This is a genomic window from Mycolicibacterium houstonense (assembly GCF_900078665.2).
Taxonomy (GTDB): Bacteria; Actinomycetota; Actinomycetes; order Mycobacteriales; family Mycobacteriaceae; genus Mycobacterium; species Mycobacterium houstonense.
The window spans coordinates 4,763,290-4,777,209 of sequence record NZ_LT546207.1 but is presented as its reverse complement, the minus strand read 5'-3'; the positions used below and the strand labels follow the sequence as shown (position 1 = coordinate 4,777,209).

Sequence of the window (13,920 nt, the reverse complement as noted above, 5' to 3'; positions counted from 1 at the left end):
CCGCCGAGTTTCGGGGCCACCGCATTGATGTTCAGGTTGCGCAGGCCGAGCTCGCGGCCGGCCTCGACGATGTCGGTGACCGCGATGAGCGGCGGGCGCCCGCCGACTCGCGCGGGAGCACCGGATGCGGCCACGACTACCTCCACGGAAAGTTACCCCCACAAACTAAGGGTCACCTTAGTCCTCGTCAACCGCTACATAGATAACAGAGCGATTGCTCTGTTATCGTGACGCGGTGCCACGCCCTCGTGTCTACGACCCGGATGCGGTTCTCGATGCCGCGGAAGCGCTGGCCGTGCACTCGGGGCCGGCAGCGGTGACGATCCGCGCCATCAGCGAGGCGGTCGGACTGTCCAACGGCGCGCTGTATCACTCCTTCGGGTCCCGGGCCGGCCTGCTCGGCCAGGTCTGGCTGCGCGCCGGGCGCCGGTTCCTGACCCTGCAACGTGAACTCGTCGACGCCGCAGGCAAGGGCGACGATGCGATCGCAGCCGCCGCCTACGCGCCGGTCAACTTCGCCGAACAGCACCCGGCCTCGGCCCGGCTGCTCCTGCAGATCAGCCGAGACCAGGTGCTCGGCACTGACCTGGCCGACGACCTCGCCGAGCAGATCCGCGACCTGGAGAAGCGGTTGGTGGATTTGATGATCGAACTCGCGATGGCCACCTGGCACCGGCGCGACCGGGCCGCGGTGGACACCGTGACGACGTGCATCGTGGACCTGCCGACGGCCATCCTGCTGCACCGTAACCGGCTCGCCGACCCGACTGCCCGCGAGCATCTCAACGCGGCCGTGGCGGCCGTGCTCGCAGTGGGACCGGCCCCGAAAGCAACCCCGAAAACCCCTCAAACGAAAGGAATCTCATGACCGCAACCCTGGATTACGACGGCGACATCGCCATCCTCGACCTCGGCGACGACGAGAACCGGTTCTCCCCCGAGTTCCTCGACGAGGTGCACGCGCACCTCGACACGATCCTGGCCAAGGGTGTCCACGGCCTGGTGACCACCGCCGACAGCAAGTTCTACTCCAACGGACTGGATCTGGATTGGCTTGGCGCCCACAGTGATCAGGGTCCCTGGTACGTCAGCCGGGTACAGGGCCTGTTGGCCCGGATGCTGACTCTGCCGGTCCCGACGGCGGCCGCCGTGGTCGGCCACGCCTTCGGTGCGGGCGCCATGCTCGCCATCGCCCACGATTTCCGGGTGATGCGCGACGATCGCGGCTTCTTCTGCTTCCCCGAGGTGGACATCCGGATTCCGTTCACCCCCGGGATGGCCGCGCTGATCCAGGCCAAGCTCACCCCGCAGGCGGCCGTCGCGTCGATGACCACCGGGCGCCGGTTCGGCGGTGTCGACGCGCATGCCCACGGGTTGGTCGACGCCACCGCGCCCGAGGGTTCGGTGACCACGACGGCCACCGCGTTGCTGCGTCCGTTGGGCGGTAAGGACTCCGGCACCCTGGGCGCGATCAAGCAGGTCATGTTCGGCCCGGCGGCCCAGGCGCTGACGGCCACCCAGCCGGAGGACGCAAACTAGACCGGGATGGCGGTGCCGGTCTCCCGTTCCGCGAATTCCACCACCCCCGCGGCGAGTTCGTAATCACAGGCCACCGCGGAGCGCCCGATCAGCACCGGGCCACCGCGTAACCCGAACCGGCCGTCGACTCCGACGTAGCTCCCGGGTGGGATCGGCTCGCTCAGGCAATACAACGTGGGCGCCGCCCCGGCGTCGATGTCGTTGGCGAACACATCGGCGACCGCTTTGACGCCGCGCTGCACGGCCGACATCAACGGTTTGTCGGAGACGTTCGGCAGGTTGGACGCCACCCATCCCGGATGCGTGAGTTGGGTGACCACCGGTGATTTCGCGGCGCGCAGCCTGCGGTCGAGTTCCAGGCCCCACAACATGACCGCGAGCTTCGACCGGCCGTAGGCACCCATCACGGTCCACTTGTGCTGGCGCAGGTGCATGTCGTCCAGCCGCAGCGTCGCGGACTTGTGCGCGTCGGAACCGACGTTGACGATCTGCGTCCGTACCCGGTCGAACAGCAGATTCGTCAGCGCGAACGGCCCGAGCAGGTTTGTGCCGATGGTCATTTCGAAACCGTCGACGGTGTCGGTGCGGTACTGGCTGAGCGCTCCGGCGTTGTTGATCAGCACGTCGACATCACCGTCGAGGCGCGCGGCGAAGGCCCGCACCGAGGCCAGGTCGGCGAGATCCAGCTCGATCACCTCGGTCGAGCCGCCGATCTCGCCGGCACGTTGTCGCCCCAGGGCGGTGTTGCGCACCGCGAGAATCACATGCGCACCGGCGCGCGCGAGCGCTCTGGCCGTGCCGAGGCCGACGCCGTTGGTCGCCCCGGTGACGATGATGCGCTTACCGGTCAGATCGCCGAGTCGACCGGGCGTCCAGTTTGTGGTCAGTTGCCCCAACCGCGCTGGCCGTCCCAGCCACCACAGATACCGTTCCAGCAGCCGTGGCCCCAGCCACCCTGGACGGGATTCCAGCCACCACAGCCGTTCCAGCCGGGTCCGCTGTCACAGCCACCGCCGCCACCGGCATCGCCGCTTCCACTGGGCTGAGCACTGATTGTCGGAGTTGGCGCATCTGCCATGAGTGCGGCGGTCGGCCCCGCTGCAATCGCCACCGCGGCTCCCGCTACGAACACTGACCCCATGAGTTTTCGTATTGTTAGCATGACTCCATACTCCTCCGCTGTGAGCCTCCTGCCAAGTGATGTGATCAAGCCCGCGTGTAGCGCAGCATCGTCACACCGGCCCCATCAGACGCATCCGGATAGTCACAGAACACCGGTTTCACCCGCATCCCGACGCTGAGGTCCTCGGGTGCGATGTCGACCATCTCGGTGGAGAACCGTGGCCCCTCATCCCATTCCACGATCGCCGGCATTTGCGGAACCGCGTCGGCGAAATGCGGGCCCACCGGACGCCGGGCGACGGTGAACGAATACAGCGTGCCCATGCCCGAGATCTCCCGCCACTCAAGGTCGTCGGCCAGCGTGCGAGGCGCCAGCACGCGCGGGTAGAACACGTAGGCCTGCGTCAACGGTGAGTACTGGATGACGACGCGGTGCTCGGCGAGGGCATCCCAGAACGGTGCGCTGGTAGGGGTTTTCACCGGCATGGGCCGGGCGAATCCGGTCATCGGTTTCAGTCGCCTTCCAGGATCAGGGTGGTTTGCTCGGAGAGGATGCCGCCGTTGCCGGAGACGAAGGCACGATTGCAGTCGGTGACCTGAGCCGCACCGGCACGGCCCATGATCTGGCGGGTGGCGTCACACACGTGGTGCATGCCGCCGGCCAAACCTGCCTGCCCGAAACCGAGTTGGCCGCCCGCGGTGTTCAGCGGGAAATCGCCGCGGAAGGTCAGGTCGCGGTCGGATACGAAGGACATGCCCTTGCCCTTCTCACAGAACCCGGCGTCCTCGAGACTGAGCAGCACCGTGATGGTGTAGCAGTCGTAGATCGAGACCATGTCCATCTGACCGCGCGTCAACCCGGCCATCCCGAACGCGGTGTCGGCCGCCTTACGGATCGGCGTGTCCAGCAGCTCCTCGGCGTAGGTGGGGGTCTTGAACGGCACGTGTTCGCCAAAACCCTTGATCCACACCGGCCGGTTGCGCGCCCGCGCGGCGACCTCGGGGCCCGCCACGACGACGGCGGCCCCACCGACGCACGGCATCACGATCTCGAGCATGTGCAGCGGATCGGCGATCACCGGGCTGGCCAGCACGTCCTCGATGCTCAGCGGGGTGTCTTTCCAGATGGCGCCGTCGGTGTGGTTGGCGTTGGCCCGCTGGTCCACCACGATCTTGGCCATCGCCCGCTCGTCGTAGCCGTACTCGTAGGCGTATCGCTGCGCGACCTGCCCGTACGGGCCGTTCTGCCCGAGGTTGCCGTACGGAATCTCGAATTCCGCCTGCGGCGAGCCGAATTGGTTGCTGGACGAGCCGAAGAACACCGCATCGGTCAACGGCTTCGGCTTCAGCTCGGAAGTGGGCGTGATGTAGCGCGCGGGTAGCGCGCACAGCACCACGTCGCACAGCCCGAGTTCGACGGCGGCCGCGGCCCGCCACACCATGGCCGCGGCGCTGGCCCCGCCGAGATCGACCAGCTCGGCGAAGTTCGCTCGTACGCCCAGGTATTCGGCGACGGTGGAGGGGACAAAGATCTCCGACTCACCAAGGTGCGACGTGACGATGCCGTCGACCTGCTCGGCCGAGAGGCCGGCATCCTCCAGGGCGGCTGCCGCCAGCAACGCCCACTGTTCCAAGGTGAACGGGGCCGGAGACGCCTTGTTCAAGCGTTCCGGCGGCAGTTCGACATAGCCGACGATGGCGGCCTCACCCTGCAATCCCCTACGGGCTCCCATTGGCGTACCTCACTTTCGGGGCAAGCCCAGGATCAGCTGGGCGATGATGTTGAGCTGGATTTCGGTGGTGCCGCCGCCGATCAACTCGGCGGGTAGGTCGAGATAGGGCGCCACCACGGCCGGTTGGCTGTCCTGTTCCAGTGCGAGCGGGCCGGTGAGTCCGAGTGTGAGTTCGGCCGCCCGGCGCAGCATCACGTTGGTGGCCACCTTGGCGATGCTCGACGTCGGCCCCGGCGGCTGCCCGTCCAGCAGGCGCAGGGTCTCCTGCACCCCCAACGCCTTGAGCGCATTGGTGTAGGCGTCGATCTCGCCGATCGCGTGCAGCAGCGGATCCGGATCGGGGCTGACCGGGACGAGGTCACGCAACGCGCCCATCCGGTCGATGTTCACGTACCCGCTGATCGCGACCCGTTCGTGCGCCATCGTGCTGATCGCCAGCTGCCAGCCCGACGCCGGGTCGCCCAGCAGCATCTCGTCGGGGACGAAGACGTCGGTGAGGAACACCTCGTTGAACTCGGCCCGCCCGCTGGACTGGGTGATCTGCCGGAATTCGACGCCCGGCGAGCGCATGTCGAGGATGAAGTAGCCGATGCCGCGATGCTTGGGGGCATCCGGATCGGTGCGGGCCAGCAACGCACCGTAATCCGCGCGGTGCGCCAGCGAGGTCCAGATCTTGTGTCCGTTGACGCGCCATCCGCCATCGACCCGGACGGCCCGGGTGCTCAGGGAGGCCAGGTCGGAGCCGGCGCCCGGCTCACTGAACAGCTGGCACCAGGACAGGTCGCCACGCAGGGTGGCGGGGACGAAACGTTGTCGCAGCTCCTCGGATCCGGCTGCGATGAGGCTGGGCAGAATCCATTCGGCGATGCCGACGGACGGGCGCACCAGGCCGGCGCGCTTGCCGAACTCCTCGTCCACGATGAGCTGCTGGCGCACGGTGGCATCGCGTCCCCAGGGTGCGGGCCAGTGCGGGGCGATCAACCCGGCATCGGCCAGCAGCTCGCGCCGCGGGCCTACCGCGAACTCCGGATAGTCGCCCTGGCTTCCGAAACCGTTGTCCGACAGCGTCAGCGCGCGGTCGAGCACGTCGCCCACCTGGGCACGGAATTCGGCATCGGAGTCACCGAGGTTCACGGTCACCTCACGGGTCGCCGAGAGGTCGCCGAGCAGCCGGGTCCACCGCGACACCGGGCCGATCGAGGCCGCCAGGCTCGTGGCCCGGCGCCAGTACAGGTGTAGATCGTGTTCCCAGGTGAAGCCGATCGCGCCGAGCATGGTGAGTGTCTCGAGGACGAGCCCGGGAACCGGCATGACCGCCATCACCGCGGCCGAACACGTGGTGAGCCGATGCTGGTCACGGTCTGCCGATCCGCTGAGCGCCCGTACCGCATCCCACGCCGCCGCGGTGGCCAGCGCACTGTTGACCAACAGCATGGCGGCCTTGTGCTGCAACGCTTGGAAGGTGCCGATCGGCTTGCCGAACTGCTCGCGCGTGCGCAGATGCTCGGTGACGGTATTCACGCACCACTGCGTGATGCCTGCGGCCGCCGCGGCGGTGAATGCGACGGTCAGGCAGGTGACCCGGTCGGCATCCAGCCCGGTCAGCACGGTGGCGTCGGGCACTGGGTGATCGTGTAGCCGCAGCACACCCAGATCGGTGGTCAGGTCGGTACCTTGCCGCGATTCGACGTGTCCCGCAGCCGGATCCAGCGCCGCCCATAATGTGGCACCGGTGTCGTCGGCGAAGGGCACCACGACCCGCTGCGCCGAACAAAGCCCGAGGGCCAGACCTGACGAACCGGTCAGCCGCCAGCCGTCACCGTCACGCCGGGCCTGGAAGTCGGCGTGCCGATCAGATACCACGGCGGCGCCGGTGCCGGCCGCGATCTCTTTGAGCAGCATCGCGGCGGCCGGGCTGTCCGCAGCGGATGCCACCGCGGCGCCGGCGATCGCCGTGCTGAGCAACGGCCCGGGCAGCAGCGCCGAGCCCGCGGCCTCCAGCACACAGGCCATGTCTTCGGGCCCGCCGCCCTGGCCCCCTGCCGCCTCCGGCAGGTGAACGGCATGAAAGCCGTTGTCCACCATTGCGCTCCACCACGACGGCACCTGGCCTTCGGCCAGCGCGTCCAGGCCGGCGCGAGTCGCCTCGATCGGTGCGTGCCGGGCCGCGAAGCGTGCGACCGCCTCACTCAGCTGCCGTTGCTCGGGAGTCAGAGCGATGGATACGTGGCACGTCGTCATGCGCGGCGCCTCCTGGCCGCAAAGAATCGCGCGCCTTCGGCGATGGACTCTGTCGTCGGTCTGGGCTGCCAGCCGAGTTCGCGGACCGCCTTGCCGTGATCCATCGGCGACATCACGTGCATCAGGCGCACGGTCAGCGGGCTGAGCTGGTTCTCCTTCTTGAACAGCCGGGCCACCGGATCGACCACCGCGCCGGCGGCCGCGAGCACCCGGATCGGTACCCCGCGCCGCGGTGGGTCGACACCGACCGCGGCGCAAGCGGTCTGGTAGATCTCCTGGGACGTCATGAAACGTTCCGACACGATGTAGCGCTCACCGACCCGGCCGCGTTCACCCGCGAGGACCAGCGCCTCCGCGGCGTCGGCGATCCCGACGGTCTCGGCCGCCGCGCCCTTCACATAGAACGGCAGCTTGCCCCGTACCGCTGCCGCGACCAGACCGCCGTGAGGAGTCGGCAGCCAGTCACCGGGGCCGTAAGTATTGGAGACACACATCGCCACGGCAGGCAATCCGTGCTCACGGGCGTACCGCAGCACCATCTGTTCGGCGAGCACCCTGGTGTGCACATAGTCGCCGCCGACATCGAGCCAGTTGTGCGGCAACTCCTCGGTGGCGCAGCCGGATTCGGCCACCCCGATGGTGGCGATCGAACTGGTGAACACGAATTTTCGCAGACCTGCCTCGACCGCCACGTCCAATACCTGTTGCAGCCCTTCGATATTGGTGTGCCACAGCGGGGCCGAGTCGTGCAGCCAGGCACGGGCGTCGACGACGCAGTAGTAGACCACGTCGCAGTCGTCCATCGCGGCGCGCACCGAGTCGGCGTCGAAGATGTCACCGTGGACGCGCTCGACGTCGAGGTCGTCGATGCCGCGGGTGGAGCTGGTGCTGCGGATGAGCACCCGAACGTCCTCGCCGCGCTCGACAAGCCGCCGGGCGACATGCGATCCGAGGAAGCCGCTGGCCCCGATGACCAGTTTCTTTGTTGCCATGCGCCCTTGCGTTCGTCGATAATCCAATTTCACGAGACGCTACGTCTCGTCTTGTGGGAGACTACGGCGGGTAGCTTTCCGTGTAAAGATCCCTGCAGCAGACCGACGAGGACATGCCGATGACCCCATCCACCGAGGAGGCTGCGCCCCCGCGGCGGCGCAGCGAGAAGTCGCGGGTGGCCATCATGGATGCCACCCGCGCACTGCTGCTGGAACGCGGTTTCGACGGGCTGAGTATCGAAGCCGTCGCCGCCCGCGCCGGCGTCGGCAAACAGACCATCTACCGCTGGTGGCCGAGCCGACCGGCTCTGGTGGCCGACGTGCTGCTGGAGGATGCCGACAAGATCCTGGCCACCATGCCGCACACCGACGACCTCACCGCCGACCTGGTGTCCTGGGCGGGCACGCTCGCCTCAGCCCTGACCACCAAACGTGGCAACGCCATGCTGCGCACCCTGACCGCGGCCTCACTGGAGCACGAGGACACCGCGGCACGGCTGCGCGCCGGTTTCAGCCGGCCCTTGATCGACTCGGTGCGCACCCGGCTGCTGGCCGAGCACATCGACGCCGACATCGCTCTCGCCGCCGCCGACGCGCTACTCGGCGGCGTGGTGTACCCGATCCTGTCCGAGGGACAGAACTACACCCGGCGACGCGCCGAAACCACGGCCCGCACCGTCGTCGCGAGCATTCGCTCGCAGCCCGAAAGCTGACCCGACCCGGTCAGGCTCCGGGCACCGCCCCTGGCGCGCGAACCACCATCGGCACCGCCGGGAAGTACGTCGCCATCTCCGAACGGCACTTGCGCAGCGCGGCCGTCCCGTACCCGCGCTTGCGAAATTCGGGAAGGATCCAGATCCGGACGTTGACCTCGCCGTGGGTCAACTCACCGAACACCATGCCGACCTTCTGGTCACCCTCCAGCGCCACGAACCAGGCCGCCTCTTCGGCGTCCACCCGGGCTTGTGCCGCGCGGATCTCGTCGTCCACCTCGGCCGCGGGAGCACCCGTCCCGTCCCCGGAGGCACCCACATCGGCGGTGCGGGCGGCGAACACGTCGCGGTCGGCATCGGGATCGAACGCCCGTAATTCCAGCGATTCGCCCGAGGCGGCCGGTCGCTCGGACACCGTGAAACTGAGCTGGGTGTTCAGGTCGTCGAGTTCGGCGGCGATCGCCCGCCGGGAGTCCTTGGTGATCTGCGCGAACGACAGCCCCACCACGGCTTCGGCGGCGGCGTGCGAGGTCCCGAGCAACCCGGCGACCGCGTCGACTGCGGCCGGGCGATCGTCGGCATCCACGATCACATCGAGGACTTCGTGGCGCCGGTTGAGGGCGTTGAGCAGAGCGTCGGCGATTTCGCGCCGGGCCGCGGCCTTGTCGTGATCGGTCATACCCGCGAGCGTAGATCAGCAATCTGTACGGCGCGCGAAATCATTCCAGCAACCGCTGTGCCAGGTAGTCATCCGGCGTTCGCACCCCGCCGGGCACGACGAACACCGCCGACCCGATTGCGGTGGTCCACGCGTTCAGCGCATCGAACTGGGCGAGACGACGCTGCACGGGCAGGAACTGCTCGTCGATGTCGCGCTGGAAGGTGGCGAAGATCAACCCGGTGTTCGATGTCTGTCCCGGCTCGGCCGGATCGTCGTAGTTGAAGGGCCGGCGCAGGAACCGTTCCCCGGTGCCGCGATGGTGGGCCAGCGCAACGTGCGAGTTCTCCGGGATCACCGGAATTCCGTTGCGGGCCAGCTCGAAATCCGGCTCGTCGGTCTCGCGAGTTCCGGTCAGCGGGGCCCCGGTGTCGAGCCTGCGCCCGACGGTGAACTCCTTGCTCTGGCGGTCGAGCTCATCCCAGGTATCCAGGTTCATCGCGATGCGCCGGATCACCATCAACGTGCCGCCTACCAGCCCTGGATGAACCTGCCCGGACATCCAGACCAGATCGTCGAAGTCGGCCGCGGTGAGGTTCGCGGTGCCGTCGACCTGTCCCATCAGGTTGCGCATGGTGGTGCCGGTGGCGTCGGCGCCGCGGGCGTTCCGGAACCCGGCCTGCCGCCAGCGCGGCACGGCCATCGACCGCACGTTCTTGGTCAGCACCCGGCTGGCATGGGCCACCGTCACCGGATCGTCCGCACAGATCTGCAACAGCAGGTCACCGCCGCACCACCGGTCCTCCAATCGGTCCACATCGAAGGCCGGCAACTCCCGCGCCGAGGGCGGCCGGGAGCCGGGCGGCCCGATCCGGTCGAGCAGGCCGATCCCCAGACCGACCGTGATGGTCAATCTGGCTGGGCGAGTGGCGAGTTCGGGTTCGGTGTCGGCCAGCGCGGGGGCACCGCGGGTCAGCCTGGCCGCGTCGGCCGTCCACAACCGCATGATCGCGGCGACGGTTTCCCGCTCGGAACGCAGCGCATCCGTCATCACATCGAAGGCCACGAACAGGCCGTGCGCCTGCGGTGCGGTGGCGATGCCGGCCTGGTGTGGTCCGTGGAACGGTTCCACGTCGACCCCGAAACCCTGTGGCACGGTGGCGGAATGGGCCGCAGCGGATTCGGCGAGCACGGCTCCTGCGGCCAGCGCGGCGGCGCCCCCGGTGAGGAGACGCCGCCGGTTGACCGACAGGCGAGACGGGTCAGCCATGTCCGTGCGGGGACGGCGACTGATAGTTCTCGTTGCCGCCGGCGAAATCACGCACCTGCGCGGTGACGGGAAGCGACGATCCGTCCTCGAACCTCACCGTGACGGGCACGTCGGCGCCGGGCTGCAGCGGTTCCCTCAGGTCCATCAGCATCAGATGATCGCCACCGGGAGCCAGTTCGTGCGTACCACCGGCCGGGACGGTGAAACCATCGTCCTTGGGCCGCATGGTTTTCGAACCCGCGCCGTCGCTGACGACCTCGTGCAGTTCCACCATGCCCGCGGCGGGCGAGGTCGCCGAGACGATCCGCGCATCGTGGTGCCCGGTGTTGGTCACCGTGCCGAAGACCGCGGTCATCCCGCCGTCGGCCGCGCTCGCCCACTGCTCACTCACCTGGACCGTATCGGCCATTCGCTCGTTCTCATGGGTCTCGGCGCAGCCGGCCATACCCAACGCCAGCGCCGCGAGAAGTACTGCGCCCTTACGCATCTGCTTTCCTCTTCCACATCGCCACCAGGGCATCCACGACCAGGAACACCAGCAGGCTGAGGCCGAACAGCGGCAGGGCCCAGCCGATCACGGCCGCGACCACCACGACCGCCGCGACAACCAACGGCGGCAGCTGCCGCAGCGTCCCGCGCAGCGGTGGGCGTCCCACCGCCCAGTCCGAGCCCCGTGTCGGCCTGCGCTGCCACCACATCCGGTATCCGCGCACGATGACCGTGATCAGGCCGATCATTGTCAGGGCCAACACGATCTGGTTGGCGACGCCGAACAGCAGACCCATGTGAGCGTCGATCGTCCAGTCGGTGAGCTTGGCCAACAGGGGCCACGACGCGAAGTTCACCCGGTCGGTGACGGCCCCCGAATCGGGGTCGACGGCGATCGCGTCGGCACGGGTGGGCCAATCACGTTTGCGCTCGGCCACCTGCCAGGCCTGTTCCGCTTCCGTGGGCGGGTACATCCACATCGGGCCACGCAGCCCGGCCTGCTCGGCGGTGCGCAGCACGGTGTCCGCGCCACGTAGTTCGGTCGTGCCTCCGTGGTGGCCGTGATGCGACGCCTGGGCGGCGCCGCCACCAGACAGCGCGGTATCGACGCTGGGGGCGGTGGTGTTCAGCTGGGCCTGGATGCCGTTGACCGTCTCCCCCGCGTAACGCGACCAGGTGATCCCCGATACCGATAACGCCAGCAACACCGCGATGGTCCAGACGCCCACCGCGCCGTGCCAGGACAGCGTGCGACGTCGCCCCGAGGCCGTCCGGTCGGGCACGACCAGGTTGCGCATCGTGCGGTTCTCCCGGCGCCGCATCACCCAGAGCGCGAGCCCGGCCAGCGCGATCACCCACATCCAGCTGGCGGCGAGCTCGCTGTAGTTGCGGCCGAACGCGCCGAGGTGCAGGTTGCGGTGCAGCTCATCGAACCAGGCCCGGACCGGCATCCACTGCCCGTAGGTGGTCAGGGCACCCCGCACCTCGCCGGTGTAGGGATCCACGAATACGGTCCGCGAGTAATCCGGCGGGATGTCCTTGAATTCCGGACCGACCAGCAGCCGGATCTGGGTGGTCTCGTCGGGCTCCACCGGTGGGCGGATGCTCTCCACCGTGCCCTCGGGGTGGGCATGCCGGGCCGCCGCGATCTGGTCGGCCAACGGCAGCCGCTGGGAACCGACCTGTTCGACGGTCAGTTCATGCCGGTGGACGAACTTGTCGATCTGCGGGATCAGGGCATACAGCAGACCGGTGACGGCCGCGATGAGGATGAACGGGCCCACGAAAACGCCTGCGTAGAAGTGCAGCCGCACCAGCAGCGGGCGGATGGAATGGGGTTTGACGGGCGGAGGCGATTCCTCGCGCACTTGATCGTCGGGGGTGATGGTCATGGAAGTGCCTTCGAATGAAACGTGAAAGAACCAGGAGGCTGCGCGCGGGCGCGCCCAGGAGTTCCGCAAAACGGAAAAGGCCCGTCGCTCACGACGGGTCAGGTGAAGGTGCGGGTGTCAGACACCCAGGCCGGAAACCGCGGGCGGTGCCCGCATTCCCAGACCGGCGCGCAGCAGAACAGGCCGCGCCACAACCACATTCGAAGGCCACCAGAGCATGAGGACCGATGGCTGGAGCCGCGCGGCAGCGAAGATCCGCAGCCAGCTCAGCACCGACGCGCACACCACGTACAGGTACTCGGCCATGCCGATCACCAGCCCGAGGCCGACCGCAGCCGCGAGGTGCAGGCCGGCCATCGGCGCGCTGAGCAGCGACACCGCATGGTGCTGATGTCCGCCGGACACCGCCAGCGCCACGTGTCCGAGGAGTTGCCCCGCTCCGAGTCCCGCGATCAGCAGGCCGGTCTTGGCGGCCCTGGTCTGCGGGGACAGTCCGCCCACGGCCGCCCCGAGCGCCGCGCACAACAGCAGGAGGACGATCAGCGGACTACTCGTCGGCGCCATGCCGCCGGCCGCGGTGTGAGCCACCGTCGCCGTGAGTGCCGAGCACGCACCGACCAGGCCGCCGCGCAGGTGCGCGGCATGCTTGACCGACGTGCTCACCTGCGGAACCTTACCGTGCGGCCTTCGCCGGGCCGCCCGCGTCGACCATTATTCAGGCTTGACTTATATAAGTACGAGCTTCTAAATTGGTGTCGTGCACGCCTTCGACATCCTCGGAGATCCGGTGCGCAGGCGGATCCTGGAGCTCATCCAGACCGATGAGCTGTCGTCCGGCGCCATCACCGAGGTGATCCGCGCCGAGTTCGAGATCAGCCAGCCAGCGGTCTCGCAGCATCTCAAGGTGTTGCGCGACAACGGTTTCGCCAGCGTCAGGGCCGAAGGCACCCGTCGGCTGTACAGCGTCGACACCGCACCGCTGCGCGAGGTCGACCGGTGGCTGGAAGGTTTCCGGCGCAACTGGACACCGCATCTCGATGCGCTCGCCACCGAGATCGCACGCGGCAAGCGGCAACGAAGAAGAACCAACAAGGAGGCCACCTCATGATCGACGTCCAGCACCAGCTCAACGCCGTGCGCCGCAGCGTCGGCAGCAAGACCTTCCAAGCCCGCGAGGCCCGCGTCGTCACCGTCAGCCAGACCTACGACACCGACGCCGCCGACCTGTGGGATGCCTGCACCAGCATCGAACGCATCCCCCGCTGGTTCCTGCCCATCTCCGGCGACCTGCGGCTGGGCGGACGTTTCCAGCTGGAAGGCAACGCCTCGGGCGAGGTGCTCAGCTGCGACCCACCCCGCACCTTCACCACGACCTGGGAGGCCATGGGGGCCACGAGCTGGGTCGAGGTCACCATCACGGCCGAATCCGAGAACACCGCCACCTTCACGCTCGACCACATCATGCACGCCGATGACCAGGACGAGTTCTGGCTGCAGTTCGGCCCGGGAGCGGTCGGGGTCGGCTGGGATTCCGCGCTTCTGGGCCTGGCCGGATACCTGAGCGGCGGCGAGCGCATCACACCGGAAGAAGGGGCGGCCTGGGCCGCCAGCCCCGAGGGCCACGAGTTCATGAGGTCCGCGAGCGAACTCTGGTACCAGGCCGATCTGGCTGCCGGCGAGGACCCGGCGCAGGCCCGCGCCGCCGCTGATCGCACCAGCGAGGCATACACCGCGAGCTGACCTGGATGGACGGCGCGCGGTGCGGCCCCACC

The 13,920-nt window shown here is 68.3% G+C and carries 16 protein-coding genes; 5 read left to right on the top strand and 11 right to left on the bottom strand.

All coding sequences use genetic code 11. The features are described 5' to 3' along the window. Positions 1-235 precede the first annotated feature (235 nt). The gene (locus BN4332_RS23950; protein WP_066901975.1) at positions 236-868 is read left to right on the top strand and encodes a TetR/AcrR family transcriptional regulator; all 633 of its coding nucleotides are present in this window, start codon (positions 236-238) and stop codon (positions 866-868) included. Further along, positions 865-1,539, top strand: a complete 675-nt coding sequence (locus BN4332_RS23945; protein WP_066901974.1) for an enoyl-CoA hydratase-related protein — start codon at positions 865-867, stop codon at positions 1,537-1,539. Before BN4332_RS23950 ends, BN4332_RS23945 begins: the two co-directional genes overlap by 4 nt. On the opposite strand, the gene BN4332_RS23940 is transcribed toward BN4332_RS23945, so the two are convergent. Genes BN4332_RS23940 through BN4332_RS23915 form a run of 6 tightly spaced genes read right to left on the bottom strand, consistent with a single transcriptional unit; the run spans position 1,536 to position 7,627 of the window. Further along, the gene (locus tag BN4332_RS23940) at positions 1,536-2,426 is read right to left on the bottom strand and encodes an SDR family NAD(P)-dependent oxidoreductase (protein WP_066901984.1); all 891 of its coding nucleotides are present in this window, start codon (positions 2,424-2,426) and stop codon (positions 1,536-1,538) included. The two genes, BN4332_RS23945 and BN4332_RS23940, sit on opposite strands and share 4 nt — an antisense overlap. Next, entirely contained in the window at positions 2,423-2,701 is a 279-nt protein-coding gene (locus BN4332_RS23935) for a hypothetical protein (protein WP_074133167.1), read from the bottom strand. Before BN4332_RS23935 ends, BN4332_RS23940 begins: the two co-directional genes overlap by 4 nt. Before the next feature lie 44 nt (positions 2,702-2,745). Next, positions 2,746-3,168 (bottom strand): Zn-ribbon domain-containing OB-fold protein, encoded by a 423-nt coding sequence (locus tag BN4332_RS23930; protein ID WP_066901973.1) that lies wholly within the window; start codon positions 3,166-3,168, stop codon positions 2,746-2,748. A gap of 5 nt (positions 3,169-3,173) precedes the next feature. Then, positions 3,174-4,394 (bottom strand): thiolase family protein, encoded by a 1,221-nt coding sequence (locus BN4332_RS23925; protein WP_066901972.1) that lies wholly within the window; start codon positions 4,392-4,394, stop codon positions 3,174-3,176. Between the two features lie 9 nt (positions 4,395-4,403). Next, positions 4,404-6,635 (bottom strand): acyl-CoA dehydrogenase family protein, encoded by a 2,232-nt coding sequence (locus BN4332_RS23920; RefSeq protein WP_066901971.1) that lies wholly within the window; start codon positions 6,633-6,635, stop codon positions 4,404-4,406. Next, positions 6,632-7,627, bottom strand: coding sequence for an NAD-dependent epimerase/dehydratase family protein (locus BN4332_RS23915; RefSeq protein WP_066901970.1), 996 nt, complete (start codon positions 7,625-7,627; stop codon positions 6,632-6,634). The genes BN4332_RS23920 and BN4332_RS23915 overlap by 4 nt, the downstream gene beginning before the upstream one ends. 113 nt (positions 7,628-7,740) lie before the next feature. Here BN4332_RS23915 and BN4332_RS23910 point away from each other — a divergent pair, with 113 nt between their 5' ends. After that, positions 7,741-8,340, top strand: a complete 600-nt coding sequence (locus BN4332_RS23910; protein ID WP_066901969.1) for a TetR/AcrR family transcriptional regulator — start codon at positions 7,741-7,743, stop codon at positions 8,338-8,340. Between the two features lie 10 nt (positions 8,341-8,350). On the opposite strand, the gene BN4332_RS23905 is transcribed toward BN4332_RS23910, so the two are convergent. The 5 genes from BN4332_RS23905 to BN4332_RS23885 all read right to left on the bottom strand — a co-directional run bounded on the left by BN4332_RS23905 (position 8,351) and on the right by BN4332_RS23885 (position 12,811). Beyond that, positions 8,351-9,019, bottom strand: coding sequence for a GNAT family N-acetyltransferase (locus BN4332_RS23905; RefSeq protein WP_066901968.1), 669 nt, complete (start codon positions 9,017-9,019; stop codon positions 8,351-8,353). Positions 9,020-9,059: 40 nt separating this feature from the next. Next, positions 9,060-10,268, bottom strand: a complete 1,209-nt coding sequence (locus BN4332_RS23900; RefSeq protein WP_066901967.1) for a Dyp-type peroxidase — start codon at positions 10,266-10,268, stop codon at positions 9,060-9,062. Further along, the gene (locus BN4332_RS23895; RefSeq protein ID WP_066901966.1) at positions 10,261-10,755 is read right to left on the bottom strand and encodes a copper chaperone PCu(A)C; all 495 of its coding nucleotides are present in this window, start codon (positions 10,753-10,755) and stop codon (positions 10,261-10,263) included. The genes BN4332_RS23900 and BN4332_RS23895 overlap by 8 nt, the downstream gene beginning before the upstream one ends. Beyond that, positions 10,748-12,148 (bottom strand): PepSY-associated TM helix domain-containing protein, encoded by a 1,401-nt coding sequence (locus tag BN4332_RS23890; protein WP_066901965.1) that lies wholly within the window; start codon positions 12,146-12,148, stop codon positions 10,748-10,750. The genes BN4332_RS23895 and BN4332_RS23890 overlap by 8 nt, the downstream gene beginning before the upstream one ends. 117 nt (positions 12,149-12,265) lie before the next feature. Continuing rightward, positions 12,266-12,811, bottom strand: a complete 546-nt coding sequence (locus BN4332_RS23885; RefSeq protein ID WP_066901964.1) for a hypothetical protein — start codon at positions 12,809-12,811, stop codon at positions 12,266-12,268. 94 nt (positions 12,812-12,905) lie between these two features. Here BN4332_RS23885 and BN4332_RS23880 point away from each other — a divergent pair, with 94 nt between their 5' ends. Together BN4332_RS23880 and BN4332_RS23875 are read left to right on the top strand one after the other, a co-directional pair. Beyond that, positions 12,906-13,256: an ArsR/SmtB family transcription factor gene (locus BN4332_RS23880; RefSeq protein ID WP_066901963.1), complete on the top strand. Its 351-nt coding sequence runs from the start codon at positions 12,906-12,908 to the stop codon at positions 13,254-13,256. Further along, entirely contained in the window at positions 13,253-13,888 is a 636-nt protein-coding gene (locus tag BN4332_RS23875) for an SRPBCC family protein (protein ID WP_066901962.1), read from the top strand. The genes BN4332_RS23880 and BN4332_RS23875 overlap by 4 nt, the downstream gene beginning before the upstream one ends. Positions 13,889-13,920 lie beyond the last annotated feature (32 nt).